At 55.8% G+C, this 24,397-nt stretch carries 23 protein-coding genes and 1 pseudogene; 5 read left to right on the top strand and 19 right to left on the bottom strand.

Annotated features, from left to right (window positions below; translation table 11 throughout):
• Positions 1 to 299: 299 nt before the first annotated feature.
• The 4 genes from ACYVNQ_RS02175 to ACYVNQ_RS02160 all read right to left on the bottom strand — a co-directional run bounded on the left by ACYVNQ_RS02175 (position 300) and on the right by ACYVNQ_RS02160 (position 4,559).
• The gene (locus tag ACYVNQ_RS02175) at positions 300 to 1,196 is read right to left on the bottom strand and encodes a plasmid partitioning protein RepB C-terminal domain-containing protein (protein ID WP_460900520.1); all 897 of its coding nucleotides are present in this window, start codon (positions 1,194 to 1,196) and stop codon (positions 300 to 302) included.
• A complete protein-coding gene (locus ACYVNQ_RS02170) occupies positions 1,193 to 2,098 on the bottom strand; it encodes a plasmid partitioning protein RepB C-terminal domain-containing protein (protein WP_460900519.1) in 906 nt (301 codons plus the stop codon). Before ACYVNQ_RS02170 ends, ACYVNQ_RS02175 begins: the two co-directional genes overlap by 4 nt.
• A complete protein-coding gene (locus ACYVNQ_RS02165; RefSeq protein ID WP_460900517.1) occupies positions 2,095 to 3,663 on the bottom strand; it encodes a recombinase family protein in 1,569 nt (522 codons plus the stop codon). The genes ACYVNQ_RS02170 and ACYVNQ_RS02165 overlap by 4 nt, the downstream gene beginning before the upstream one ends.
• Before the next feature lie 566 nt (positions 3,664 to 4,229).
• A complete protein-coding gene (locus tag ACYVNQ_RS02160) occupies positions 4,230 to 4,559 on the bottom strand; it encodes a helix-turn-helix domain-containing protein (protein WP_460900516.1) in 330 nt (109 codons plus the stop codon).
• A gap of 41 nt (positions 4,560 to 4,600) precedes the next feature.
• Here ACYVNQ_RS02160 and ACYVNQ_RS02155 point away from each other — a divergent pair, with 41 nt between their 5' ends.
• Genes ACYVNQ_RS02155 through ACYVNQ_RS02145 form a run of 3 tightly spaced genes read left to right on the top strand, consistent with a single transcriptional unit; the run spans position 4,601 to position 6,888 of the window.
• Positions 4,601 to 4,888: a DUF4031 domain-containing protein gene (locus tag ACYVNQ_RS02155; protein ID WP_460900515.1), complete on the top strand. Its 288-nt coding sequence runs from the start codon at positions 4,601 to 4,603 to the stop codon at positions 4,886 to 4,888.
• A gap of 27 nt (positions 4,889 to 4,915) precedes the next feature.
• Complete coding sequence (locus ACYVNQ_RS02150; protein ID WP_460900514.1) at positions 4,916 to 6,220, top strand: nucleoside triphosphate pyrophosphohydrolase family protein; 1,305 nt, start codon at positions 4,916 to 4,918, stop codon at positions 6,218 to 6,220.
• A complete protein-coding gene (locus tag ACYVNQ_RS02145) occupies positions 6,217 to 6,888 on the top strand; it encodes a uracil-DNA glycosylase (protein WP_460900513.1) in 672 nt (223 codons plus the stop codon). Before ACYVNQ_RS02150 ends, ACYVNQ_RS02145 begins: the two co-directional genes overlap by 4 nt.
• A gap of 19 nt (positions 6,889 to 6,907) precedes the next feature.
• Here ACYVNQ_RS02145 and ACYVNQ_RS02140 read toward each other — a convergent pair whose 3' ends face one another.
• The 5 genes from ACYVNQ_RS02140 to ACYVNQ_RS02120 are packed head-to-tail and all read right to left on the bottom strand — an operon-like array spanning position 6,908 to position 10,083.
• Positions 6,908 to 7,729 (bottom strand): thymidylate synthase family protein, encoded by an 822-nt coding sequence (locus ACYVNQ_RS02140; protein WP_460900512.1) that lies wholly within the window; start codon positions 7,727 to 7,729, stop codon positions 6,908 to 6,910.
• A 2-nt stretch (positions 7,730 to 7,731) separates the two neighbouring features.
• Positions 7,732 to 8,367, bottom strand: coding sequence for a C1 family peptidase (locus ACYVNQ_RS02135; RefSeq protein ID WP_460900511.1), 636 nt, complete (start codon positions 8,365 to 8,367; stop codon positions 7,732 to 7,734).
• Positions 8,367 to 9,443 carry an ImmA/IrrE family metallo-endopeptidase gene (locus ACYVNQ_RS02130; RefSeq protein WP_460900509.1) on the bottom strand — a complete coding sequence of 359 codons (1,077 nt, stop codon included), beginning with the start codon at positions 9,441 to 9,443 and terminating at the stop codon, positions 8,367 to 8,369. Before ACYVNQ_RS02130 ends, ACYVNQ_RS02135 begins: the two co-directional genes overlap by 1 nt.
• The gene (locus ACYVNQ_RS02125; RefSeq protein ID WP_460900508.1) at positions 9,440 to 9,808 is read right to left on the bottom strand and encodes a helix-turn-helix domain-containing protein; all 369 of its coding nucleotides are present in this window, start codon (positions 9,806 to 9,808) and stop codon (positions 9,440 to 9,442) included. The genes ACYVNQ_RS02130 and ACYVNQ_RS02125 overlap by 4 nt, the downstream gene beginning before the upstream one ends.
• On the bottom strand, positions 9,805 to 10,083 hold the full coding sequence (locus ACYVNQ_RS02120) for a hypothetical protein (protein ID WP_460900507.1): 279 nt from the start codon (positions 10,081 to 10,083) through the stop codon (positions 9,805 to 9,807). The genes ACYVNQ_RS02125 and ACYVNQ_RS02120 overlap by 4 nt, the downstream gene beginning before the upstream one ends.
• 544 nt (positions 10,084 to 10,627) lie before the next feature.
• Between ACYVNQ_RS02120 and ACYVNQ_RS02115 the strand changes: the two genes are divergently transcribed.
• Both ACYVNQ_RS02115 and ACYVNQ_RS02110 read left to right on the top strand, forming a co-directional pair.
• The gene (locus ACYVNQ_RS02115) at positions 10,628 to 11,311 is read left to right on the top strand and encodes a hypothetical protein (RefSeq protein ID WP_460900506.1); all 684 of its coding nucleotides are present in this window, start codon (positions 10,628 to 10,630) and stop codon (positions 11,309 to 11,311) included.
• Between the two features lie 981 nt (positions 11,312 to 12,292).
• On the top strand, positions 12,293 to 13,270 hold the full coding sequence (locus ACYVNQ_RS02110) for a hypothetical protein (RefSeq protein ID WP_460900505.1): 978 nt from the start codon (positions 12,293 to 12,295) through the stop codon (positions 13,268 to 13,270).
• Positions 13,271 to 13,850: 580 nt separating this feature from the next.
• Here ACYVNQ_RS02110 and ACYVNQ_RS02105 read toward each other — a convergent pair.
• The 10 genes and pseudogenes from ACYVNQ_RS02105 to ACYVNQ_RS02060 form a co-directional block, all read right to left on the bottom strand.
• Positions 13,851 to 14,144 (bottom strand): hypothetical protein, encoded by a 294-nt coding sequence (locus ACYVNQ_RS02105; protein WP_460900504.1) that lies wholly within the window; start codon positions 14,142 to 14,144, stop codon positions 13,851 to 13,853.
• Positions 14,125 to 14,592: a 3'-5' exonuclease family protein gene (locus ACYVNQ_RS02100; RefSeq protein ID WP_460900503.1), complete on the bottom strand. Its 468-nt coding sequence runs from the start codon at positions 14,590 to 14,592 to the stop codon at positions 14,125 to 14,127. Before ACYVNQ_RS02100 ends, ACYVNQ_RS02105 begins: the two co-directional genes overlap by 20 nt.
• A 15-nt stretch (positions 14,593 to 14,607) precedes the next feature.
• Positions 14,608 to 15,453, bottom strand: coding sequence for a metallophosphoesterase (locus ACYVNQ_RS02095; protein WP_460900502.1), 846 nt, complete (start codon positions 15,451 to 15,453; stop codon positions 14,608 to 14,610).
• A 294-nt stretch (positions 15,454 to 15,747) separates the two neighbouring features.
• Positions 15,748 to 17,064, bottom strand: a complete 1,317-nt coding sequence (locus ACYVNQ_RS02090) for a hypothetical protein (protein WP_460900501.1) — start codon at positions 17,062 to 17,064, stop codon at positions 15,748 to 15,750.
• A gap of 383 nt (positions 17,065 to 17,447) precedes the next feature.
• Positions 17,448 to 18,956, bottom strand: a complete 1,509-nt coding sequence (locus ACYVNQ_RS02085; RefSeq protein ID WP_460900500.1) for a TniQ family protein — start codon at positions 18,954 to 18,956, stop codon at positions 17,448 to 17,450.
• 1 nt (position 18,957) lies between these two features.
• On the bottom strand, positions 18,958 to 19,896 hold the full coding sequence (locus ACYVNQ_RS02080; protein ID WP_460900499.1) for a TniB family NTP-binding protein: 939 nt from the start codon (positions 19,894 to 19,896) through the stop codon (positions 18,958 to 18,960).
• A complete protein-coding gene (locus tag ACYVNQ_RS02075; RefSeq protein ID WP_460900498.1) occupies positions 19,883 to 21,847 on the bottom strand; it encodes a Mu transposase C-terminal domain-containing protein in 1,965 nt (654 codons plus the stop codon). The genes ACYVNQ_RS02080 and ACYVNQ_RS02075 overlap by 14 nt, the downstream gene beginning before the upstream one ends.
• Before the next feature lie 14 nt (positions 21,848 to 21,861).
• Positions 21,862 to 22,530, bottom strand: a complete 669-nt coding sequence (locus tag ACYVNQ_RS02070) for a Tn7 transposase TnsA N-terminal domain-containing protein (RefSeq protein ID WP_460900497.1) — start codon at positions 22,528 to 22,530, stop codon at positions 21,862 to 21,864.
• A gap of 253 nt (positions 22,531 to 22,783) precedes the next feature.
• Positions 22,784 to 23,194: a helix-turn-helix domain-containing protein gene (locus ACYVNQ_RS02065; protein ID WP_460900496.1), complete on the bottom strand. Its 411-nt coding sequence runs from the start codon at positions 23,192 to 23,194 to the stop codon at positions 22,784 to 22,786.
• An 899-nt stretch (positions 23,195 to 24,093) separates the two neighbouring features.
• Positions 24,094 to 24,397 (bottom strand): annotated as a pseudogene (locus ACYVNQ_RS02060) (transposase); the annotation flags it as partial.

Below are 24,397 nucleotides of genomic sequence, written 5' to 3'. Positions count from 1 at the left end.
GTTCCGCGTTCCGCTTTACGAACTGGCGAACATGGCAAGCCGAATTTTGATGGTCTGTCGCATTCGGAATCAAGGTCTTTCTCCGGCTTCAACTTCTGTGGGGCTCGCTTCCACGCAGGAACACGTGGAACTTGCGCTCGCACCGCCCATATCGCTTCGATACGACAGCAGCCGTGGCAGCGCAGTCAAAAAGGCATTATCGACAGACATTGGCGCCCGTATGCGCATGCCATCTATGGGCCTCCCTTCAACAATTTCGTCGAAAGGCACCTAGATACAAGGCTCGACAAGAGATTACGTCACGCAAGTATCTTTATGTCCGCAATTTTCTTGAACTCCCTCAGATAGTCGGGGCGGTTTTCAGACAGCCACAGAACGACTTTTGCATCTGCTAAAAGCGTTTGCAGATAGGTTTGAACGAACATCAGCTCAAGATTGTTTTTGCTGAAACTCTGTTCATAATGACGTGTCTCTTCGTGTAGCGATGCGACTTCGCGCTCAAGCCGAGCGTTCGTTTCGACCTGTCCATTGTTCGGCCGTTTCACATGCGCGCCTTCGACGATCTCGTTAGGCGCACTCGCTTCAAGCATCGCGTTCGCGAACTTGAGCGAGTAGTTGCCGAAATCGACCATACGCATTGCCGCCTCGATCTGCCGCAGCGGCTTCATCTTTCGCAACACATCGAACACGGCAAGCGCACAGCGCTTATCGGCCAGAATGTCGGCTGCTTCACTGCAGATTCCATGCAGCAACCGAAAGCGCGCCTTGATCACATCGACGGAGTAGCCCAGCGCCTGTGCCAAGGCTTCCGCAGAGACATTATGATCCAGGGCCTTCGCGATCATTTTGTGCATTGTTACAGGCGTCATTCCGATGTGGTGCCTGTTATAGGTGAAGCTCTCGTCATCGAGTGAGACCAGGCACTCCGTCGATCCGATCTCGCATGATCGAAGCGCATGCAGTCGTACGTGTCCATCCAGCACGAGGAACGCCCCTGCCTCAGCCGGGTGTTGCTTTACGACAATGGGCTCCACGAGCCCGATTGCTTTCACTGATGAGAGGATTTGCAGATACTTTGCACTTTTCCAGACCGAGTCCGGGATTGTCTTGCTCGGCCGCAACGACGAGAGGGACAATCTGATCCGCTGCAGCTCGAAGGCAAGAGTAACGGGTTTGGGGCCGTGTGGCGCGTTCATGCTGCACCTCCTTCCCGATGCATGACGGCCTCTCGTAGAAACTGGGGCATCGAATTGTGCTTCTCCTCGGAGAGCAAGCGCACAAACTCTTCGATCTGCAGCAGCTCACGGAAGGCCTGCGTCACCCCCATCAGCCGTCGCTGCGTCAATTCGGCACTCTTCACGAAGCGCTTGTGTTCATTCGCAGCGGCCTCATACATCTTGCGGAGATCCTCCGGCTTGTACGTCACGCTGCGCGACTTCTTTGCAATGCCATAGCCCGCCGCCTTTCCAGACTTGGCGCGTCGTTCAAGAATCCGCCGGACGGTGACGAGTTTCTTGCCTTTGAGTTCACCTCGATCGTAGGCGTCCACCAGCAGGTTCTGGCAGTCGGCATCAGGAGCGCGTGCGATTTCTACTGCAAGACTCAGGGGCAAATAGCCTGCCTCGACGGCGCACAGCAATCGCTTCTCGCCTTTTTCGAGAAGTAGCTCGACGTTCTTGACCCACTCGGCCGAACATCCGATCTTCCGACCGATCTCGGCGTTCGAGTAGCCGTGAAGACGCAGCTGGGTGACGCTCTCAAGAACCTCGATCGGGCGAGCCTGTCTTCGAGCGAGATTTTCAACGAGGCTTTTGACGAGACACTCCTGCTCGCTCGCCGTGATCACCTGCGCCGGGATGAATCTTTGCCCAAGCATCATGAACGCTTCGAGCCTGCCTTGACCGCATACAAGATCGTACACGCCAGTTTCCGGTGTCTTATCGGTTCTGCAGACGGTGATAGGCCGCTTCAGCCCGACGGATTCGATGTTCCGAACGATCTCCTGATGCATACGGCGATTTCGTGTGCGCGGATTGAGAACGCGAATGTTGGCGACGTCGATGAGCTCGATCGTCTGGCCCGGTTCTGGTTCGTTCATGCCGCCTCCCTGCATGGTGCACGTGCACATAAAGCATAGAACAGCGACAGGTCGTCGAATCGGTAAGCTTCAAGGAAGAACTTGTTTTCTTCCCTCAGCTCCGGCATCTGCTGAGGAAAATCGAAAGACGGCATCACAAAGTAGTCTTGAGCAATCGCATTTGTGGCATCCATCCTCACGATGATCGTGATGTCGGGGACAAGCGCCCGATCCAGGTGGACGATCCATCTCCGTCGGCCAGACGGAGTTGTTCTACACCGTGCCACCACGATCGAAATCGTAAGCTCGTTATTGACGAGAAGCAGGTCCGCGACCTTGCCTCGCGTAACGCCACCGCCGACGCATTCGACGCCCCGAACAATCTCATCGACTATAAGAGGATGAAGACGACGCAGTGCTTCGTTTATTTCGAGATAGCGATAGTCATGCTGGGGCTGATAACCGACCAGCGAATATGCACGCAGAAGACCGCCGAATCGTGAGACATACGAACTGCTGGACGGAAGGCTTTCCTGCTCATCGATTACCCAGCCGGACAGGAAGCCCTTACGGGCGAGCACCGTTCGAAGTGCATCCAGCATCTCCGAGTCACTCGGGCGACACTTTCGATGAGCCATCAGTTTTTGCGCAGCCTCGAAAAGGTCGGCCGGCACGATCTGCTGGAAGGCGCCATCGCGGCGCACCCATTCCTGTGTTGGATTCCGCCGGTGCTTGATCTTTAATTTGAACGACGTCCGATTCCAGACATTGTTTCCGATGTACTTTTCGTTGGTTAGCACCTGACGAACCGTAGCCGCGCGCCACAGTCGCCCAAGGTCTGTGCTGACCTGTAACGAATTCAGATGATTTGCAATCTGTGTTTCCGTCCAGTTATCGCGCACGAACCATTCATACATGCGGTGGACGATAGCAACTTCCTCACTCGGGCCCGGTACCAGAATCACACGGTCGGTCTGCAGATTTTTATAGTCACCTCGGTTTAGATAACCCTTTGGTGCGCCATGTGCGTCGATCGACATTCGCCGGATGCCGAATCCCGGAGGACCTCCCTGGCGTACTCCCAGCATGATTAGAGTGCGCTGACCGGCGAAGACCTTCTGTGAGAGATTTCTGCTGAAGTCCCCGGAAGCCATGCGACGCACTTGGCGCACAAGCCCAGCGACAGGGCTGCCATCGTTTGCGATGTCATCCTCGCAATAGATGACTCGGATACCGGCTCGACGGCAAAGCTGTTCGTAAAATCCGCTCTCGTCTGCATCCTGAAAGCGCCCCCATCGGCTCACGTCATACACCAGGATAGCGCGAAAATCCGCACGCATCTGGGTTACGTCGCCAATAAGCGCTTTGAGTCCGGGGCGTCCCTTAAACGTCAGCCCGCTCTTGCCCTCGTCGATGTATGTGCGCACGACAATCATATCGTGCTTGAATGCATATTCGGCGATAGCCTGTCGTTGATTCTCAGTCGAGTATTGCTGGTGATCAGTCGACATGCGAAGGTATTGCGCGACAGGCATGAGCATATCGCGATCGGCCGCTGCACCTTGACGAATGGCTCCAGGTGACATCTTCACCTCCCTTCAGCCTCTGCCAACAGATGCTGCGACCAACCTTGTGTCTGTTTGATGACAGGAATGAGTGCATCGACCGGGCACGCTGCTCTTCGTTCGCGAACGTTCGTTTCGACTTGCTCAAAAAAAGCCTCGCTCACATCGAACGAGGCCTCAACGAGGAATGCGCTTGCTCTTCTCACGCGAGCACTTAACGGTAGTACGGCACCAGCCACCAGGCAAGGATTGCGATCACGTCAACTGCATGCCGATAGCGAATCGTCCTGCATAAATTCGCTGCTGGAGTACGACCCGAAGCCGGCGTTTACAAGCTAAAGCAGGCCACCCAATGCGAGGCATTCGAGCCGCGTCGAGGCGATAACCCCTCCGATTGCTCAGGCTGCGACAAGATGCGCGCGCAGACCTTGCGAACTGTGGGGCTAGCTGCAGTCTGCGGGGACTCCAGTGTGAGCTCACATCGAAACGTGCAGGTCTCTGAGAGCGAGCAGCTGAGCCGTCCTACGTCTCAAACCTTCACGACAGGGTGGCACTTTCACGGGAAATCTTGCCGTGCTTGCTCGCCGTCACATCAGCCGCTCAAGCGCGTCGACGAGAGCAGTTGCGGCCTCGGCATGACGATTAGAGCGCTTGATGACTGCCGCGAATCGCTCGACGACGCTTTGGGATTGCGAATGCAAGCCGCTGGCCTCAAGCTTTTGCAAAGTCACAAGAAGTTTTTGCAAATTACCACCATCCCTCTTCATCTGCCCGTTTTCAAGGCGCGATAGTTGTCCGACGTTCACGGAAGTGATCTTTGCGATCTCGGTGAGCGTTTTTCCTAGAGATTTTCGTCGCTCTCGAAGCTCTGCACCAAGTGCTTTCGGATCGACGACGGGCTTGCGTGGCTGTGTCATTTTGCATAAAATTATGCAAATTATTTTGTGAGAATGCAAGCATGGCCGTCTACGTTGATGACGAGCTGATTCCTTGGCGCGGCAAGCTCTGGTGCCATCTGGTAGCTGACACCCTTCCAGAACTGCACGCTTTCGCTCAGCGATTGGGGCTTCGCCAAGCTTGGTTCCAAGGTAAGTCTGCCTATCCGCACTATGACGTGACTGTCAGCATACGTGACCGCGCATTGACCATGGGCGCAAGCATGGGCGATCGCCAGACCATCATCACGTGTGCAAAACTCCTTAAACACGAGCTAAGATCAGAGGAACAGGCTGCGTCACAGTCGTGACACCAAAGTTGGGCGGGGGACAACAATATGAAGAATTCGGGAAAGGCAGGCAACAGTCAGCCGCCGATGTCATTGCAGGCATATCAGGCTCGCGCGGATGCTGCCAATCAGTTCAAGGGCAAGCCAGACGCGCTGAGTAAGCTGCGATTCGGCCTTTTCGGGGAGGTGGGTGGGTTGCTCGCTGCAGTGAAGAAGTCGTACCGCGACTTCGGAATGGCTCAGCAAGCGGTCATCAAGGAAGAGCTCGGAGACTGCTTCTGGTACTTGACGGAGGTCTCAGTCGAGTATGGGCACACACTCCCCGTGGTCGGAGCCGCGGGACTGGTCGAATTGCAACGACGGTTCAGCGTCTCTAGCCCGCCATCAGTGGGGCAACTCACTTTCATGCCGTTCGATGGCGTCTACGCGATGTGTCACGAGCAGCTTCCGTCACTTGACCGCACCAAACAGCTTTCCGATCTCGGTAGCCACGTCGGACAGCTCATGAGCATCACCAGCACACCTGATCTCGTGAGTTCGACGCCGTCGCAGTTGCTCGCCAAACTGTTAGCCGATCTGGTGACCGTAGCGTGGATGTTCGACCTTCGGTTTGCCGACGTGATCAGCGCCAACCTTGAGAAATTTGAATCACGTTGGCGACAGGAGGGCGCACAGTACACTGCACCGTTCGACAGTACGTCGCCTCCGCACGAGCGATTCGAGCGCAAGTTTCATGTGCACTTCATTGAGCGCTTTTACAACGAGGGCCAGGACAATGAGCGACCATACGTCATTCAGCAGATACAAGGGGTCAACATCGGTGACCGCCTGACGGACAATCGCACCGAGCCCGACGGCTACCGGTTTCACGATGTATTTCACCTTGCCTACATCGCGCATCTCGGTTGGTCGCCGGTCATCCGGGCCTTGTTGAAACTCAAGCGCAAAAGCGACGCGAAGCTTGATGAGAATGAGGACGGCGCCCGGGCCGCAATCATCGAAGAAGGTATCGCGACATGGATCTTCAATCACGCCGATCACCACGACTTCTATGAGAACACCGAGGTCGGCAAGCTCGAGTACGGGTTGCTCAAGCAGGTGCATGACATGGTCGAAGGCTACGAAGTAGCGGCCTGCCCGCTTTGGCAGTGGGAGCAGGCCATCCTTGAGGGCTTCAAGGTTTTCCGACAATTGCGCGACACCGGAAGTGGCATTGTCACCGTCGACATGGACGCACATTCCATCACCTTTACTTCTCTTGAAGTGTCGCCTGAACCTGTCTTGCCGCCGAAGCCGCGCCGACCAAGAGAGATCGGCGCCACTTTGCCTCCCAAATCTGAGACGAGATCATGACTCCACGCGCATTCGTCGCCGCCCTAGCGGACGTCCAATTACACGATGTCTTTAACCCCTATCGCGACCATTGCGAAGTACACGATCGAGCCAATGCGCCTGCGATGAGACGCAAGAATCTGCGCGACTATCTCGCTGCCGTCGAGAATCTTGGGACTGACACGATCTGGATGGGCCGAGACCTCGGGTATCGAGGCGGCCGACGCACGGGCTTAGCGCTTACGGATGAAGCGCGACTGCCAATGTTTGCAGCGTACTATCCAGGGTTCGCGCCGAGCAAGGCCACGAAAGGCCCATCGGTTGCCGAACGTACCGCAGCCGAGATATGGGCGGTGCTTGCACGCCTGGAGCGACCGCCGCTGCTCTGGAACGTATTCCCGTTCCATCCGCACGATCCGGACGATCCGATGACTAACAGGCGGTTTGCTGCACGCGAACTGTCCGAGGTCACCGATCTCAACCAAACGCTCATCACTTGGCTAGGCATTCGACGCATCGTGTGTATCGGGCAAGACGCCACGGCATATGCGGCGACTTTCGGTGTCGAAGTGGAATGTGTCCGCCATCCCAGCTACGGAGGCGTCACCGAGTTTCGGCAAGGCATGCAGCGAATCTATGGCGAAGAAATGAAGCCGGTTGAGTCTTTATCTCAAGCTGCGCTGTTTTGAGGGCTTGCCTGCCTAAGCGTCACGCGTTCAAAACGGAATTCGTCGCTTCCACGCCGCCCCATTTGGAGACGTCGAGTTCTGCGTGCGTCGACAAGCAACTGAGCGTACCCACCTCGAGACCGCTCTCCTTCGCGACGAAGGACAGGAGCTGCCCCAAGCCGATCAGATTGCCTAGTGCTCGTGCGCAGTAGTGATGCGCACGGTAAATGGCAGTCAGGTCGACAGCGTGGCCGTGGCCGCGAGGCACACGTTTAAAGCTCAGATGGGAGAGGCAGGGAAGGCCCAGCCACTCCCGCATATCGAAGGCCGGGTCATACGTCGGCACATCCCCGCCAGCGTCAATCTGAGACTGCAGGTCTTCCTCGGGATCAGCCACGCTCAACTCATACGTTGCAACGAACGAGACCTTCTTCCCATCCTTCCGCTGGGGCTGGCCTTCGGCGGCCAGCTTGTTCACCAGGTAGTCGAGAGGATTAATCGTCGTGCCGGGCTCTCTGCCCGGCCGTTCAATCATCCGATGCGCGTAAGTACCCCATGTGTTTGCCTGCTGTCCACGCTTAAGCATCTCCTTGTACTTCTCGTAGTAGCCCGGGCGTCCGTACTGCTGGTACATCGCGATCGGAAAAATAGTTCCAGCGACGGTCCGAAGGGTCAGATTCTTGTGGGCCAGCGCCTGATCGACCCTAGCCATCACTGCGTGGTCGTCATCGGTCAGATCCAGAGGATGCGTGATCTCCAGCAGCAGGTTCTTCGCATGCCTTCCTCGCTGCGCGTTCAGATGGCGTGCAGCGGCGAGCCAGGTGGGGACAATACGTTCGTGAGTGTGGAACAGCGTAGCCATGGTTAGATCAGGAAGCCTTCAATGAGGAGGATTTCAAGGAGCGCCATGGGCATCCATGCGTGACCGGCTCGGCCCCACGATGTACCCCAAGAGTTGCGCAAAAGCACGTGGCCTTCGCGGGTGTCGGAGCAGATGCCCACTCCAACGCCAATGACGGCATGGTACTGATCTGGAAGGACAAAAGGATCGAAAACAATGACGCCGTCCTTAGGGGCCATGAGTGCTTGGCAAACTTGGACGACCAGGCCGACGGGTTTTCCGCTGGTCAAGTGCTTTACCACTTCTCCCGCCGTCATGTCTTGCCGACGCGCTGATGGGGAGGCATACAGCTCGAACTCACCCGTCGGCTCGGTGAGAGGTGTGTGGTGACTGTCCTTTTGATACGGATAGAGCGTCTCGAGTGGCTGGCCCGGAGCGCAAACCGCGCCAAGGATGTGGTCCATCTGGAAGCCGTGGCCCGGCTGCCAGTCTCCAGACAGCTTCGCGGCGTAATAGCAGAGGAACTCAGCGCTCAGATGTGCGACTCCCTTGGTCGCGGCATTGAGGTCAGATCCAGCGAAGGCCAGGCAAGTGGGTCGCTGCCCTTGGTCCCGAGCGATGCCCAAGCTGGCTGAGAAATCGATTTGAGTCGTGATCATCAGTTGCGCCGCGTCCTCGCCAATCGCCGATCACGTTCGGGCTGAGGCAACCCGTCTTCGAGCCTTTCGAACTCAGCGTACAAACTGAGTTGGTCGATAGCAGCTCGCTCCTGATTCCACGCGGTGCGTTCGTTGAGCGAAATCGTTCTCTTTCTTGACTTCAACGTTGACACGATCTCAATGTCATCGGTGTCGCCAGGCGATGGCAAAGCGAAAGGGGTCGTCAATTCATAGCGAAGCGTCGAACCATCACCGCCCACGGTTATCTCTGCATCGCGACGCGGCGGCACACGGCGCGCATCGCGCACGAATGGCTTAAGCAAGAAACCTTCGCTCTGAGCTTCGTCAGCGGACCAGATACATCCCGAGCCAGCGTGGTTAGGAAGGTCGAAGACCATTTGGTCGCCCAGACCAGGCTCCAGGATACGATCTCGATCTGCCTCGGTCAGCATCCAGACGTCGCTTCGAGAGTTGTTGAGAGCAATGCCTCCGACTATGTCGCGCTTAATCGCGATTGGCTGGACGTCAACGATCTTGAGTGCCTCCGATACGGTCAGGTGGCCCAGTCGATTGAGTGACCACACCATGGCCTTGTAGCTCATGCCCAGTCGCAACGACATCTGATAGACGACGGACGGATTGCGAAGACTGTTGCGGCCCCAACGCTGGCGACGCATAGTCTGCGCAACCAGCCAGGAAGGGGCCAGCAAGGCGTACGCGAACTGATTCGCAGTGCGCTCAACCAGTGCTGCATTCTTGGAGACGTCAACGGTTGTATCGGAGGTACTTTCGTGCCCAAGCGCGAAGTGGCCGAGTTCGTGAGCGCAAGTCATGTGCACCAAGCCACGTGGACGGTCCCAATTGACGATAATTCCTGGTGTTCCGTCCTCCAGCAAAAAGCCGCCGAGCAAGAGCTCGAATTTCCGATACATGACAACGACGTCCGAGGCTGATGCGATGTGCTCAGCGTCGATCCGCGTGTAGCCGGCATCGATGCGTTTCTTGGCTTCGAATTCTTCGAGAACTTCGGCCGCTCGGCGCGCTGCGGCCATCAGGGCGTCGTCGTCGGTCTTCATCGAGTGCGCTTCTTGGCGTTCGGCGAGTTCTTCAGAAATGCCGCAAAACGGGCAAGCTCCTCCATGTCACTGTCAGACATGCCCTTGGTCGCGCGCGCAAGGAAGGCAACGCGCGTATCTCCGGACGGAGCGTTTCCCGTCAGCAAATAGTCCACGGTTCTGCCATACAGCTCGCTTAGCTTATTCAATTCGAATGCCTCGACCTTTCGCGTTCCGGATTCAATGTGCCCCACCGCCGGACGAGATATCGAAAGCGCGAACGCCACCTCTTCCTGCGAAAGGCCAACGTACTCACGCGCTTCCCTTAGTCGCCGCCCCAATCGCAATCGGTCTGGCTCCTCGGCGCCTCCAGCTGCCCGGCTCATGATTTCGACTTCTTGGCCACATAGGCCAGTACAGCCGCCCCAAGCTTGTTCACAAATTCATCTTTCGTCTTGTAACCGCCAACCTGGATGATGGAATTTGGTAGCTTCAGTCCCGTAATCTTGTCCAGAGTCACTAATACCTCGACGGCGATCATGGATTCGACAGGGCCAACGAGCTCATCGACCGTGGTCGCGGCCCCGGCTTCTGCTGGAATCGCGTGCTCCTCCCAAAAATCTTCTAATGCGGCCTTGATCCTATCTGCCAGCTCACTCATCGCCGCCTCCAATAAATCGACATTCAATGTACGAAAATCGTACATTGGAAATGTAGCATATGCAAGCGATCGGCGCTGGACGACTACGCCGCGGACATTCGTCCAGAAACCCGTGCGTCTGAAGCAGCTGTCACCGTACTGAACGACGTAATCTGCTTCCTACCTGAAAGGCGTCCATCAGCTGATAAAGCAGTGACGCAGTTGGAGACGACGACCAGCGCGCGGCTGTCACGCGCAACCGCATCCGACAGGACGCTGCTAAGCAACCGCCGACGGAGTCACTCATGGACCGATCGCCACTCATGCGATAGGCATACAGAACCTGCAATTCCCATGCGCTGCTAGTGGGTGGCGGCCGACAAAGCTTTCGACGATTCCACGGCGCAACCTTCAACAATCGGTCGTTCGCTGGTTCGATGTCCCCCGGTACGCGTTTGTCACGCATTGCCGACTGCCAGTCGTAAATGGTCGTTGTTGCGGCCAAGACTTCAGATTTGACCTTTCACTGCCGATATCGCATTAGCATTTACGACAAAAATCCCCAATGAAGATCAACAACGGCGATTTCGCCAAAATCCTGGAAGTTCTCGACAGAATGAAACCTCTAGCGCCCGAAGCGATGCTTACAGCATTCGATCGTCTGGTTGCCCGAATTGCATCACGGCTACTATGGTCAGGTGGCGCATTATTCATTGTCCTTGCCTCGTTCGCCGGATGGGTGCGTTTTGTCGGTCCGCTTCGTGGCTGGTGGCTGACAGCAGCAATATGCACAGGAATCGCGTGCATGGTGCTGGCGCTACTGTCGATAATTGTAGAGACACTACCAAGCGCCGTCATTGCCCTCCGGTTTCGAAAGTCTGCATACAGACGAATGTTACTCGAAGTCGAGCATGACTTGAGGCATGCTCAGCAACTTTGTGTATTCGATAAACGGCTTATCGAACGAACTGACACATTCCTGGCGTTGAAGATTGAGAGACTTAAAGGGCAGCTAGGCTTTTTTCTCGGGGGAGCCGATAAGGTCGCAATGATAGCTCTCGCAGGCATGGGATGGGCCGCATTTAAGGAATTTCAGAGCGTTGTGGAGGGCTTGCACCACGACATATTCATCTACGGGCTGGCATTTTCCGGTGGCATAGCGTTTGGTGGAGTTCTCCTGAATATTGTCGCCCGACGCTATAGCTATCAACGTGATCTGCTAACGCTCGCTCTTGATATATTGCCGTAAATCGCGACTGTTAAGCGCACCATAACGCATGTGTCGCGCGTTATCTCGACCCGTCCGATGGGTGAAAGCCACTCATTATCTGTACAGTTGTCCACAATCGTCCGCGGGTGTGCGCGATCGTTTTCCCCTGTGTTCGTTGCGCGAGGTCAGCGCGGCATAGAGGGGTAGAGCCAAAGCAATGACTACTATTCCGACGACCACCAGGGCGACGATACATAGGCACATAACACCGCCGACCCTATGCTTGTCGAGTTGTGCCACCAAATTGCTGGCCGCGTCAATGAGCGTAGCGCCGTCCACGAGTAGGCTTGCGGGATTTTTCATTGGCTCAAACTCCTACGTTAAAGCCGGTGTCCAAAGGTAACGTGTTTAACACTTCGACTACTCATGCCTTAGATGTCGTTCATAGTGGCACTGCCATTGAGATTTCGGTCCGAGCTTTTTCCGAATAGCTGCACGGACATACCTCGGCCACGTCTCAGTCAGGATACGAAAAGCAACCAAGGGTATTCAGAACGCAGAAGACCGTTGGTGGTGGTTGCGGAAAGGAAAAGCGGCGCGACATGAGTTCAGATGACGTGTTAGCGGGCAACTACCGTCCGTCTCTTCGCCCCCGCCGGGCGAAGGATAGGGCGACGGCGCTGAAATCGGAAAACGAGACGGATGTCGTTGTGATTGTGCTGTTAGGTGCTAGAAATCGTACCTGCCGATGATGCGACTTTTCACAATTGGAATTGGCGCGGCGAGTTCCATCGGCGTGCTCTGGTTAATAACATCAGGCGTGGTTACGGTTTGCAGTTAGCCATCGCCGGCGTCGTCACTCCTGCAGCGCTGCCACACCGGCCATGACCGGTCAGGCGATTGCGGAAACGTCTAGCGTCCGCGGTCAGCAGATCTTCGATCTGCGGGGGCACGTAAGCGCGGACTGTATATGGCACCCGAATCCGCCACGGAAACAACGAAGACTCACCTAGAAATACTATGACTGGAATATCGATATTTGCGGCAGCACTACTAGTCGTCAGCTTACCTATCATCGCTTCATGGATCGTGCTTTGGTGCATTCCACAATGGTATGAGACAGTTAACGCCAAACAGAAAGCAGAGGACACTCTCAGACAAGCATTCGATCGATCTAGCTCTGGTTCGCTGACGATCGCAGCAACTAGCGTCGTCGTTTTCCAATTTTTTGGAACTTATGTGCTGCTTCACGCAGCTGACATTGAAACCTCGGTCGCTTGGCTTTTTGGCATAACGTTCGCCGGCGTGATGATTTCGCTCTACTTTGTTGGTCGCTTCATGCCCGCCCCATCTATAGTGAATTGCCCCGGATGTCAGTGGCTATGGGGACTACTGGTGCTTATCGGAATATGGTTCGGACGCGCCCGCACCCAAACTGATCTCGCACATATATTTGGTGCGGTTTCACAAAAATTACCAACGGCTACGAACGTAGGTGTTTTTCTTCGAGCATTCGGGCATATATCGCTCGCCATGGCCGCCATGACATGTATCGTTGAAGTACTGACACTCGTTGCTTATTTTGGCTTTGACAGGTTTTTTGGTAAACCAGGAAGGGACAATGAGCTGAAGCGAGCCCGAGGATGGGTCGCCGTGTTCAATATGTTGATGATGCTAATCGCGGCAGGTATTTCATGTGCTTCCGCATCTGCGCTGGGGTTCAATGCTCAACCAGTGTTAGCATCGGTTGCTCGCGTCGCGACTGACATCGACCTTCTGCCTGAGGCAGCGTGCACGGGCAATGCCACCGACACGCAACGCCGGATCATTTTTCGCAGTGACGAATTACAGCAGGCGCTTGTTTTCAGTATGCCGCAGGACATGCTCACAGGAAAGCCATTTACCAAGCTGTTGAGATACTGGAAAGCCGAGGACTACTCGAAGGCCATGCCGCTGCTTGTCGACCTGGACAAGGACTGCAAACTCGTCACGAAGTAAAAAGCGCTTACCTGTCATTGCCAGCGCGATTTTCAGATTAACGACGATCTGCCGTAACAGCGCAGCGTTTCACGTCTCGGCGAAAAATTACACACATTGCCTCCTATCGACGACCATGAGATCGACGAACCGCCCTTTCTGCCGCCGTATCGCACCCAGCTTGCTTGAGCGAACGCGTCAATATGGGACATATGTTTGTGGTTTGCGTTGATGATATCTGGGTAGCTACACTCACGACGCTACGTTCGCGGAGATACGTTCACGAGCACCAAGATTTTGGTCAAGTATCGGGAGAGGGACGGTAAACTGCCAGCGTGGCACCTTCACACCGAGGCGTTCGAAGAAGCGGACGTGGTTTAACTGGAACTGGAAGGTGCGCAGGCCGAGGTGACGATGATTGACAGCCCGTGGGAACAGTCCTCCTGCGCCTGCCAACAAGCACAGCGAGGCAGTTAGGTTTGGTGACACAGACGTGGTCGAAAAAATAGTTTAGCTACTGGCTCTGGTGCATGGCTGCTGATCGGAACGGGAGGAAAGGCGCGCGGGGAAACTATCTGGCGCGCCGTATAGCCGGCAGTGATCATCTGGGCTCCAAAGGCTTGGATTGGGGAAACATCGCCATACCCCGACGTACGGGGTGGACGACCGAAAGCGCCGCGGCGACAAGATCCATTGCGGGCCGCTCCCGATCGAAGTTCTGAAGCCGGACTGTGCGTGTAAAGGTCGCGCCGTCACGCTCGAAGTACGTGAGCATCACGTCGTAGTGACCGGTCCATGCGGTACCGGTGTCATCGTTCACTATACTGAGCTGCGCGATCGGTCGCGCGAGTGCTTCGTCTCCGTCCGGAAATAATTCAACCGTTACCCGTAGCATCGGTATCCTCCATCGCGTAGCGGTTCGCGTGTGCATCAGCAAGTGCGTGGTGCCTGCCGCCGTGAATACGGTAATAGTCTTCTGATCGGTGACGATCAAGCAACCCGGCCACATTGACCGCTTGCCAGCCGGCCGGCGGCCCATCGAGCAGATCGCACAGCAGCTCCCAGTCCCCGCCGTAGTCGAAGCACAGCCATCGTTCGGTTTCGTGCTCGAATGTATCGAGCCACGTGCGTAGCGCTTCGCACAGGGCGTCGCGCCTAAAAACGCACCTAGGGTCCCGGCCGAGTTGGGGCAGGACCGCCTCCCTCACGAATGCGCTGCAACTCGCCGCGTCGTAGTCGGAGCGTTCACCATAGAACTCGCGGCCATCCTCTGACACAAGCGCAACGCTGATCAAATCGCAGTCGAGGAAATCGGTGAATTCCGTGTCGACAAAGACGCGCACGATGTGGCTCCGTAACTAGGCGTCAGCGCGGAAAGCCCCAGGGCAACCGGTCTTCCCCTGATTCGCCCCGCGCGTCAACCACTCCGGCAATGCCGAGAGACTCAGAATCGTCAATGCTCCCCTATAAACTGCGCCGGTGTCGATGTTGATAACGTTGCCTCGCACGGTCGGCTCCGGCACAGGCGTGTGCCAGACAATCACGGCGGCTATTCCCTGAATGCAGCGATGCGGATCGGTCAGCGGTGCAGTGGAATGCGTGGCCGTTCTTCCAAAAGAGCGCCGCAAGCCTCGTCGGCACCGGCTTACTCTCGCGCTCGCCAGACTCGATCCATCGAGTGCGCTGCCACAGCACCTTCCTGCGAGTGAGGCCACGGCGATCTTCGCGCTCGAGCACGGAGACCAGTTCACCCCGTTTTCGCGCGGCGCATCGGCATGCAGCAAACCAACAGGGCCGTGGACCGTGTCAATCTCGATCGCATACGGCAGCGATGCCATGAAGCGGGCGATTGGCCGCGCCCGGCCGCTACCATCAGCGAGATCCATGAACCAACCACCGCCGTTCATCATGACGGTTTCAGCACCGTGCGCATCTTCGAAACACCAGCGGACCAGCATGTCCTCATGGTTACCCAGGATCGCCTTGATTCGGTGCCGGCGCACCGCTTCGAGTACGGCGGCTGACTCCGGTCCCCTATCGATCAGGTCGCCAACACTGAACAGCCGATCATTGATCGGGTCGTAGCCGAGCTCGGCCAGTCGTGTATCGAGTCGGGAAAAGCAGCCGTGCACATCCCCGACGACGAAATCGCGGCCCGTGATGTTGCGCGGATAGCGGCGCACCGCCTGATAGGGTTTTCTCATGCTACGTACAGATGGTTAGGGCGCGACATGCGATTTAACGCTAGCGACTCTTCTATCAGCATCATTGTGGCAACAGCATGTGAGCCAGATCTGCGTCGGTCGACTGTCATGCCGCACATAGTGCCAGACTTCACCGTCGACACACGCCGGCCAACGGGGAGGCTCAGGAGCATTATCCGCCTCGATGGCCCGCGAGCGAACAAAAGCGATGCCTTTTGGCTCAGTAAGCGACATCGCCCGATTTACGCCATCTTGACGACAGGGCAACGTTACTTGCACCGGGCAAGTTGATCTTTAGACATCGTCTCCGACGCTCCGGGAAATCTCCACGCCGGCCGGCTTCCGAATCCAGTACTGCCGTCCGCCATCGATCGATGGTCCTGTGACGATCTCTATGCCTTGCTGCCGGGCCCAGCGAGGCGCTTTGCGCGCAGAAATCCCCATTACCTTTGCCATCGCGAACAACGGCACAAATTGATCCGTGAATTCTTGAAGGTCGTCAACATCAATGACCCGAGCTGCTCGGCGCCGCAGTTTTCCCGTTCGAGTCCTGACCAGGCCTATGTTGATCAGGTGATACATCACCTCCTGCTTGACTCCGAGCCGACGAGCCGCCTCAACAATAGATATCTGTGAACTCTCCGCGATCGGCACGGCTACAGCGGACGTCACCGAGCTGCGGTCGACGAACATATAGCGCAACGTCGGAGCACCGTCCGGCTCGCGGGCAAGGCGGACGGAACGGCTCATGAGCCGGTCGAAGAATGCTGCTGATACCTCAACAGGTACGTAAAGGCGCAACGCCTCGGCTAAACTAACCCGATCTTCTAACGCTGACGCGTCACAGTCACAAGCCGTCACGAGTTTGCCAAGCAGGGAATCGACTGACCTCATCTCAATTCGCGCCCTGGATGAGGTAATCAGGCCTGCGTTCGCCAGTGCCTGCATACGCCGAGTTGACATTCCGGCATATCGGGCCGCTGTCTTCACTGAAACCAGCAAACTCTGTGTTTCGCGAAGGGCATGCAACTCCGCGCGACTGATCACGAACTTTTGCCGTCCGGATCGTGTTCGCCTGATGGGTATAACTACGTCCGTCTGCTCTAGCATGGTGGCAATGGTAGCGTTGCGTGCCTTACGGCCGTTGTACATCCCTTCGTCCAACGATCCGGCAATACCCTTTCTTTCCCATATCAGAGCGGATCCGCGAAGGGAAGAACACCTGGTGTACGTACTCAGCAAGTCAAGCATCCAGCCGCGTTCGGCCTGATTCAACTGCTTGCGCAACATAGTGGGCAGTCGCGGGAAGACTTCCGACAGCAAGGGGACGTTGTTTACGCCAATCTGGGGAGTACGAAGGCGATCAAGCAATTTGAAACAGGCTGACTGATCAGCGATCAGCGATGCACCGGCGGTCACCAGCAACTGTTCGACATGTTCCGTCTGACGTGTCGCCTTCTTCAATGGCTTGCCCTGAAGGCCGAAACGATCCAGTGCCCCAATGAAGCGCGCGAGGTTCCAGCGGTCCCCAACCGATAGCAAGTCAACATTCAAATCCATTTTTTCGCCAATCAGCCACAAAAGGTCAGGCGAAAAGTTGTCAACACTCATATCATGCAACGATGCGCCACACGTACACGTTACAAAGCGTACCTGCTTCCAGCGTAACGTTCGCCTGCAATTGCCGCATGCAGAGGCAAGCCAGCAACAATGAGTGAAGCAGGCAGCCCAACCGCTGTACCATTCCTCCCGCCAGTAGCGATCCGGCGCCGCAAGGCAATGTGGGCACCATCGGGCAATGCCATGTGTCTTCGGCAAGTTTCTGTCGATGCACTCAAGCCAGTTGGGGTTGGACAGCCCGTTAGCGTTGGCTATCCGCAGGCGAAAGCCTAGAAAGCTTTCATCCGAGCGAGCCGAAGGGCGAGCGAGGAACTGCCCCGCGAACAGGGCCGTTCCCTCGGAGCGCCAATCGACACATTGGACGGGCTTGTAAGTCACAACGCTAACGCAATCTGACGAGTTAAGTTCGCCTTATGTCTGCGCCTTGCCGCGTAAAACCTCTTGAGAATGCGCACACGCTCCAGCGCGGTCTCGTCGACAAAAAACGCCGCCAAGCCGGGGGCTTCGATTTGTCGGTAAATCGGGAACTTGCCGGCGAACGCTTCATTCAGCAATTTTATTGAAACCGCCCCCCCGTTACTGGCCGCAGCGATCAATGTCCCGAACAACGGATATAGGTGAGTAGCCGCAGTAGGGTATGGCCGCGACACATCCTCCATCCGTCGACACAGATCAGCCAAAAGGTCCCTCGGAACGAACTGACGGACGCCGACCTCCACGGGACGAAGCATCCCTGCGCGAACAAGGACGAAATAGGCACGTCGACTGATATGAAGCTCTTTCATCGCGTTCTCGTGGGTTGCGTGTGACGCATACCATCTACGGCACGCCTCTACTGAACGGAGGGGAAGGTCGGCGCGCCGCCTCTGCCCAGGCGACAACGCTTTCATACCCGGAAGAAACTCATTACGGACGAGATGACTTAAACAGTCCGAGGTGCATCCGACGAGCAACCTCGCATTCTTGAAACTCGTATAATCTTCGGACCATGCTTGATGTCGATGTGCCATGCCTGGCGGCCACCTGCCAACCTCTTTCCGACCATTATTCAGTAGCATCATTCGAAATTCGGCAATGGGCAGACTGGACAAACATGTAGGCCTGTTCGCTTCGTCTATCAGCATTCGACGTAATCGCGCGAGCGCTGCCCAACGATGCCTCGGTGCCGCGATCAGCTTCATGAGCGAGCATATTCCGCCAAAATCCGGCGTCACCGGATACTCGAATTGCTCAACAAGTTCGGCAAAGTCCGCTGACCGTAATATTCCGAATTGCAGACATCTCCGGCCGCCTCCCCAAGCTGCGATGGCGTCAAAAAGTGCATCAAGAACCAGGATAAACGGCAGCGTTTCGATAGCGCCTCGCACGTCGTCTTCAATGATCGAACGTTCAAACCCCGACCACAGGCGCTCAACATACCGTCGCTCACTGGGCATCGGACAGACTGCACCTTCCCACATCTGTTCGTCCGTCACCTCGGTGACGAAGTGTTTCCCAGACTTGCCGTAACCCCTCGTCATCACAGGTTCAGCCAGGTCGTCTTTCAGGCGGATATAGTGAATGGTACAAACCTCGAATATTTTGAGGCGCCACCTCGATCGGATATGCCTCGATTCGACCATGCACGCGGGGCAGTACCGGATGCTGTTAACACGGGTGACTACGCCCCATCGGGGTAACGTAATGTCACCCCATAGTGGATAGCCGTCAGGCTTGCTGCGAGCGGTAGTCACGAGCGTCTGGCGAAGGTAGTCAGCATCTTTCAGCCGAGGGCGTCGAATACCATTCGCGCGTGCAACACGGAAAAGATAAGTCTCGGCCCACTCGTCGGGGAGCATCACCGGACGACAGAGTGGTTGAACGGCTTTGCATTGGAAGTCCATGTCAACGCTCCACCGGTGCGAACGGCTCGTCGCTCTTCACGAGAGGCATCATATCGAATGTCCTGTGAAACGGATTCCGGCTATTTGGCGCGCCTGCGTAAATCACGGTCCGGAACGCCTCGGCCAAAACCATATCTGTCAGTCTGGGATCAGGTGTCTCATAAGCCAACTCGACCGCTCGCACAAGAAGCTTACGGATCTCGCGCAATCGTCCATCGGTGGCGAAGGCGAACAACCGCGCGATCGCGGCACCAGAGATATCTATAGTCGGAAGATCTCTCATACAACTTTTGAAGTGCTTGAGGGCGCTACGGAACTCACGTTCCGCGGATTGGTTTGCGACCGAAAACCGGTCGATTTGGACGACCTCCCGCAATCTCCCTCGCAACTGATCGTTGGTTGCGAGCAAGCGTCTGACTCGGGGTATACCTACGAAGACGAAAGAAACCCGCGAGTCGTCGATTACGCACTTGAGCCAGTCGGCCGCGGCATGCAAGGTTTTCTCGCCTGCACCATCGATCAAGTGGTTAGCCTCGTCTACGATCACGAGTCGAGCGCAACATGTCCTCAACAAACCGATGAGTCGCTCGGTCAACTCGGGCTCGCTGCCCCTGCGCCAGAATTGATCTCCGAGGGCACGCAAAAATGTCTGGGCAAGGGCTCTTCGGGTTGGCGACGGACTGAGGCGCACATAAGGCACCGGAACTTCGGTAAACTCATCGTGTTCGACCCTGGGATACTTATGGACATATCTCCTAACCAACGTTGATTTCCCGACCCCGGACTCACCTAGCAAGATCATGTGTTCTGCCTCTTCATTTTCACATCGATAGTGATATAGGCGATCTAGTGCAGCTTGGATCCGCACAATGTGCGGGAATTTTATGAAGGTTGATCGGATATCCTTAACAATCTCAACGCTGCCATTATTGATCGTCATGATCCACCTCGGCATTGATAGATTCAACTTCGAAATCCGAAAGTCCATCAGAATCATAAGTGAATGAGTGAGGCTGGTTAGCGATCCGAGGTTCCGGTCTGGCAGCTTTGGGGCGATTGATCGATTTCGATGTTGTATGTGCCTGACGAGCCCCTCTTTTACGCGTTGCTAGATCCTTCGACTGCATCGACTCCTTGGCGCTTTCGCGAATCCATTCCTCGCCATTTGCCCGGGTCCGCTGATGGGAATCGGAAGTCGCGTAGCCGCGCTTCAGAGCCTTCGCTTGCTCTACCGTCAAGTTGTTGTACTGTTCATCGGTGTTATATGCGCGGATGTATTTGTTGTCGAACAGGTCCCACACCCAGATTAAACCGGCGTTGTCGTACGGAGCTTTGATTTGCACCTTCGTTTTGACCGGCAGCATCCGACCCAAGGCGAGTAGCTCGGGCGATGCATACCGAAAGGTATTGAAGTCGATGCCGTAACGCTGTACCGCGCATTCGGCAAATCCACCGAATTCAATGCTGAGATCATCAGCGTTGCATTTCAGGAGAGGCGGAAAAGCGGCCGCACTTTCTTTCCACACATCGATTGGTGCGCGCCCCTGAAGACCTTTATGCGGCCGTAAGTGGTACACGGATATGATCCAGATGTGGACCATCTCATTGAGTTGCTCGAATGTGATGCAGGCTTCATCTTCCGCTTTAAAACCAATTCGTTGGTGAACCTTGGCTAAGGTCGTTCCTGGAAGTTTGTGTATGAACGAGTAGTTGAAAGTCCTGAGAAAGCGCTCAACAAATGGCTTATCGTTCGGATCACGTGACGCCGCATATTCGCAGATCACACCAAGGTTCGTCAGAGCATCAACGACGGCATGTGCATGAAATTCACGCCCATTGTCCATGAGCAGGCGTTCAGGCCAGCCGTGGCAAGGCCATTCGAGATGCAGTTCAGGGAACCGTTCTCTCAGATAGCTCTTTGGCATCATTGAGTGCCGCAACGCCTCGAACACGGCGTGAACGCCGTGACCCGCCGAACTGATACAGAATCCAAGTACACATCGCGAGAATCGGTCAAGCACGACCGTGATCGTTGGTCGATCAATCACTCTGCCATCGGCGTCCGTGTACATCACGTCCATCGGCGTATGGTCGATTTCAACGATCTCGAGGATTCTGGTCACTTTGCGCGCGCAAAACTGGTCGCCGAACCGGCGCCGCGCTTCACGTTCACCATAGCGGGCAACTGCGTGTTCGAATGCGTCTATGCCCCGGATTCGCCTCTGGATGGTTCGAAGCCCGGGTACTTTGAGCCATTCGGACTCTATGCGAAGCGTGTTTAATCGCTGGATTTCGAGGAATACAGCGTTATAGACCTCCTCGGCCGTTCCGCGCTTACTGTTGAAAAATGCTGTATCGATTTTCTCCTGGACAATGCCTTCAACCACGGGGTCCAGTCGTGACCCTCCTTTTCCTCCCTTCCGATAGGTCTCATCCAGCAATGCGCGGATATCAAATTTTGCGATCCGGTACCGCCTGCGCCAGCGATATACAGTAGTTTCATGAGGGGGTTTAATTTCATTCAGTTTTGTCGCTACGCTTTGAATCGCCCGGCGCAGAGCATATCGAGAACCGTCGAATGCACCTAGGTCTTCGAGCATCATTAGATAGTTCACTCGCCGGCGTGTCTCGAAGTTTCCTTGCTTGACCGATGACGTTGCGGCCTCGAGCGCGTCCTTGACTACGTGAGAGCCCGGCGGTCGCTGGTACTGCTTACTGTCGATTGTGCGGAGATATCCGCGCAAGTACTCTTCCAGCAAGTCCTCTTCATTGTGGTTTGAAAGTTCACCTGTAACGGTGTTCTCCAGATAAGCAATGTCATCCTGTACGCGAACGAGTCGATATCTTCCGTCGCCGCGGAAAATGATTTGATCCTTAATGAAGTTGGCCATGTCAGATATTCCTATTAGCGGGTGCAAACCGATAAAAGATCGTCCGGATCGCGGTTCATGATCCGGCGAAGCAGGTCATCACATTGACGCTTCGCGTCTTCCCATTGCTGCTGTATCTCGGGTGAAGGAAGCGTGCCCATCTCCGGATCCCAGAGAGTTGGATCTATATCTGTGCGGAATTTGATGCGACGTGGGCGCTGCCGGAGTAGCCGTGCAAGCTGTTGGTCGAGTGCGTTTGTAATCAGATCGGACCGGAGAACGATGTGTAATCGCTCACCGCGCTGGCGCAGATACGGTAGCGCCGCCCGTAGTCGCGCAGCAGCTTCCGAGTTCGGAGTGAAGTTATCGTCATCCTTGACCTCGAGAAGCGCAGTCTCTTTTGTAGCACCGTTCTCCACCTCGATTTCTACGTCGGGCGTATAGCGTCGACGGCGCGTACCGTCCGTGTATTCGAACACTCGTGGCTGAGTTGCGATTGATTTGACAGACGGAGCGACTTCCAGAACGTAGAAGGCCATTTGTTCCACAAGGCTTTCGAACGCGGCCATGGTTGCTTTCCGGATAGGGAGATATCCCCGCGCGCCTCGTCCTGAGACGGTAACGATGTTGCGCGGCTTGCGTGGCGAGGGATGCTTCGCGGGAGTTACTAAAACGAGGCTGCTGAACGGCGTCTGCGACTTCATCAAGATGCCTCCTTTCGGCATAGCGCTGCCCACTCATCAATAATTTGTTGACGAGTTTTCGCCCCAATGGACGAGCGTGGTCTCGTGACTTGACACGGGATGGTCAAGTCACGAGCGGCAGCGAATCGATGGGAAACGGAAGGGCTTGACTCTGAGGTCGGGACAGAGCAGACTCGAATTGGCCATTCGCGGATCTGCACAGGTCCCGACCAGAGAGCGCTGCACTCCCTTTGGGGTTGCGGCGTTTTTTGGTTTACATGGTTCCTCCTTCGGTTCTCTTTGAGACGTTCCCGGCATAAGACTTTCGGTTCTGGACTAACGCCGAATGAACGCTTGCGATAATCTCAATATCCTCTTCACTGAGTTGCGGAAGATCATCCGCAATTGCCATGAATACGGCGTGCTTGCGCGCCGAAAGCTTCTCGGGCAAGCGGAAAAATCGCTGTGACCGACGCGCCACCATGAATAGTTCGCGAAGCTGATCCCCTTCTAGTTCCAAGGCCCGCCCCAAAATTCCCAGGAAGGGCGAGCCATCGGGCGTCCTGCGCCCGGTTTCCACAGCGCTGACATATGTGTCATCGACGCCGATTCGCGTCGCGAGCGCAGCCTGCGTGAGGCCGAGCTCGTTTCGGCGATCTCGGACAAAGCTACCTAAAGCGGCCATTTGGTCGACAACGTAAAGGAGATGGGAGTCACCTCACAGGATAGCGACTGCCTAATCGATGGGCAATTAGCCGTCAGCATCATCGATTCTCAACACTAGACACGCAGATTACGAAAATGGTCCTTATCGAGGCTCAATTAGATATATGTTTTTCTTCTCTTTATTGGTGTGCGAGATTTAACATCGGCCCTTTTGGTTGATTTTCAATTAATTGTGGTGGGCGATCGAGGTGCTAGGTGCGTCAAGGCTCGAAGGTCTATTTGTGACTGGCGCGCATCAACGGGTCATCATACTGAGATGAAATTTTTCTATTGATTTATAGATGCGTTAGCCACCGTCCAAAGCTCGCGCTTGCGTTGCACTTCGGAGGAGTAGTCACGGTGCCCCCCACGCGTCGCGGTTCGGCGGCAGCAGTCCGAGTCATCTTTGCATCGAGGGTGGCCTTCGAGCAATGGGCACGCCGGCGAAGACGATTGTGCACGGGGAAGGTCGACGGACGGCGTTCAGCGACGTAGTATGAACGTTACGGATAGTTGAGCATTGCCTCAATGTCGCTGTTCTTCGGCAACAGGACACCTGTTCGGTCGTCAGCGGGGTGACCGCCTGATGCCGACGTGGCACGGACGAAGTGATCATGCTCCAGACGCAAGAGCAGTCAAATGCTTTCGAATTCGAGCTTCATGCCATTGCGCTGCAAGTCCGACGCGCCGCTATCTCTTACCATTTCTGATGATAGACGCGATGGCTACCACCGCAGATAGTCGTTGCCGGCTTGTCTGGAATATGCGCGGAGGACTATCGAACAACCACCGGAAACGCGCATGGAGCAAGGCGCCTCCCTATTGTTGATTTGCACGGAACCGTGACCCGGGGGGGATGCGGATAAAATCCTGGACTGGTTAAGCAATGATTCCCAGACTTTTCCGGTACTCGACTGGGCTGAGTGCGCCCAGCGAGATTTTGATCCGCTTTTCGTTGTACCACCGGATATAGGCGTCCAGCGCACCGATGAACTGCTCAATCGTCGTCGATTGCCAATTCCTCGGATAGAACAGCTCGCTCTTCAACCGACCGAAGAAACCCTCGCACGCCGCATTCTGGTGAGTATCCCTTGCGTGACATCGAGCGAATCAGCTTTGCACGGGCGATGCGGGAGATCCAGCCTGGCCAGCGATAGTGCGCACCGCGATCGGAGTGCACGAT

Source organism: Paraburkholderia jirisanensis, from assembly GCF_054782355.1.
This window is presented reverse-complemented; position numbering and strand designations above follow the sequence as displayed.

Coding starts and splice junctions, on each gene's coding strand:
- ACYVNQ_RS02175 (WP_460900520.1), bottom strand. CDS start 1,196: ATGAACGCGCCACACGGCCCCAAACCCGTTACTCTTGCCTTCGAGCTG.
- ACYVNQ_RS02150 (WP_460900514.1), top strand. CDS start 4,916: ATGAAGAATTCGGGAAAGGCAGGCAACAGTCAGCCGCCGATGTCATTG.
- ACYVNQ_RS02075 (WP_460900498.1), bottom strand. CDS start 21,847: ATGGCCAACTTCATTAAGGATCAAATCATTTTCCGCGGCGACGGAAGA.
- ACYVNQ_RS02170 (WP_460900519.1), bottom strand. CDS start 2,098: ATGAACGAACCAGAACCGGGCCAGACGATCGAGCTCATCGACGTCGCC.
- ACYVNQ_RS02065 (WP_460900496.1), bottom strand. CDS start 23,194: ATGGCCGCTTTAGGTAGCTTTGTCCGAGATCGCCGAAACGAGCTCGGC.
- ACYVNQ_RS02110 (WP_460900505.1), top strand. CDS start 12,293: ATGACTGGAATATCGATATTTGCGGCAGCACTACTAGTCGTCAGCTTA.
- ACYVNQ_RS02095 (WP_460900502.1), bottom strand. CDS start 15,453: ATGAGAAAACCCTATCAGGCGGTGCGCCGCTATCCGCGCAACATCACG.
- ACYVNQ_RS02115 (WP_460900506.1), top strand. CDS start 10,628: ATGAAGATCAACAACGGCGATTTCGCCAAAATCCTGGAAGTTCTCGAC.
- ACYVNQ_RS02140 (WP_460900512.1), bottom strand. CDS start 7,729: ATGGCTACGCTGTTCCACACTCACGAACGTATTGTCCCCACCTGGCTC.
- ACYVNQ_RS02125 (WP_460900508.1), bottom strand. CDS start 9,808: ATGAGCCGGGCAGCTGGAGGCGCCGAGGAGCCAGACCGATTGCGATTG.
- ACYVNQ_RS02080 (WP_460900499.1), bottom strand. CDS start 19,896: ATGACGATCAATAATGGCAGCGTTGAGATTGTTAAGGATATCCGATCA.
- ACYVNQ_RS02085 (WP_460900500.1), bottom strand. CDS start 18,956: ATGGACTTCCAATGCAAAGCCGTTCAACCACTCTGTCGTCCGGTGATG.
- ACYVNQ_RS02130 (WP_460900509.1), bottom strand. CDS start 9,443: ATGAAGACCGACGACGACGCCCTGATGGCCGCAGCGCGCCGAGCGGCC.
- ACYVNQ_RS02145 (WP_460900513.1), top strand. CDS start 6,217: ATGACTCCACGCGCATTCGTCGCCGCCCTAGCGGACGTCCAATTACAC.
- ACYVNQ_RS02155 (WP_460900515.1), top strand. CDS start 4,601: ATGGCCGTCTACGTTGATGACGAGCTGATTCCTTGGCGCGGCAAGCTC.
- ACYVNQ_RS02070 (WP_460900497.1), bottom strand. CDS start 22,530: ATGAAGTCGCAGACGCCGTTCAGCAGCCTCGTTTTAGTAACTCCCGCG.
- ACYVNQ_RS02105 (WP_460900504.1), bottom strand. CDS start 14,144: ATGCTACGGGTAACGGTTGAATTATTTCCGGACGGAGACGAAGCACTC.
- ACYVNQ_RS02120 (WP_460900507.1), bottom strand. CDS start 10,083: ATGAGTGAGCTGGCAGATAGGATCAAGGCCGCATTAGAAGATTTTTGG.
- ACYVNQ_RS02160 (WP_460900516.1), bottom strand. CDS start 4,559: ATGACACAGCCACGCAAGCCCGTCGTCGATCCGAAAGCACTTGGTGCA.
- ACYVNQ_RS02165 (WP_460900517.1), bottom strand. CDS start 3,663: ATGTCACCTGGAGCCATTCGTCAAGGTGCAGCGGCCGATCGCGATATG.
- ACYVNQ_RS02090 (WP_460900501.1), bottom strand. CDS start 17,064: ATGAGTGTTGACAACTTTTCGCCTGACCTTTTGTGGCTGATTGGCGAA.
- ACYVNQ_RS02135 (WP_460900511.1), bottom strand. CDS start 8,367: ATGATCACGACTCAAATCGATTTCTCAGCCAGCTTGGGCATCGCTCGG.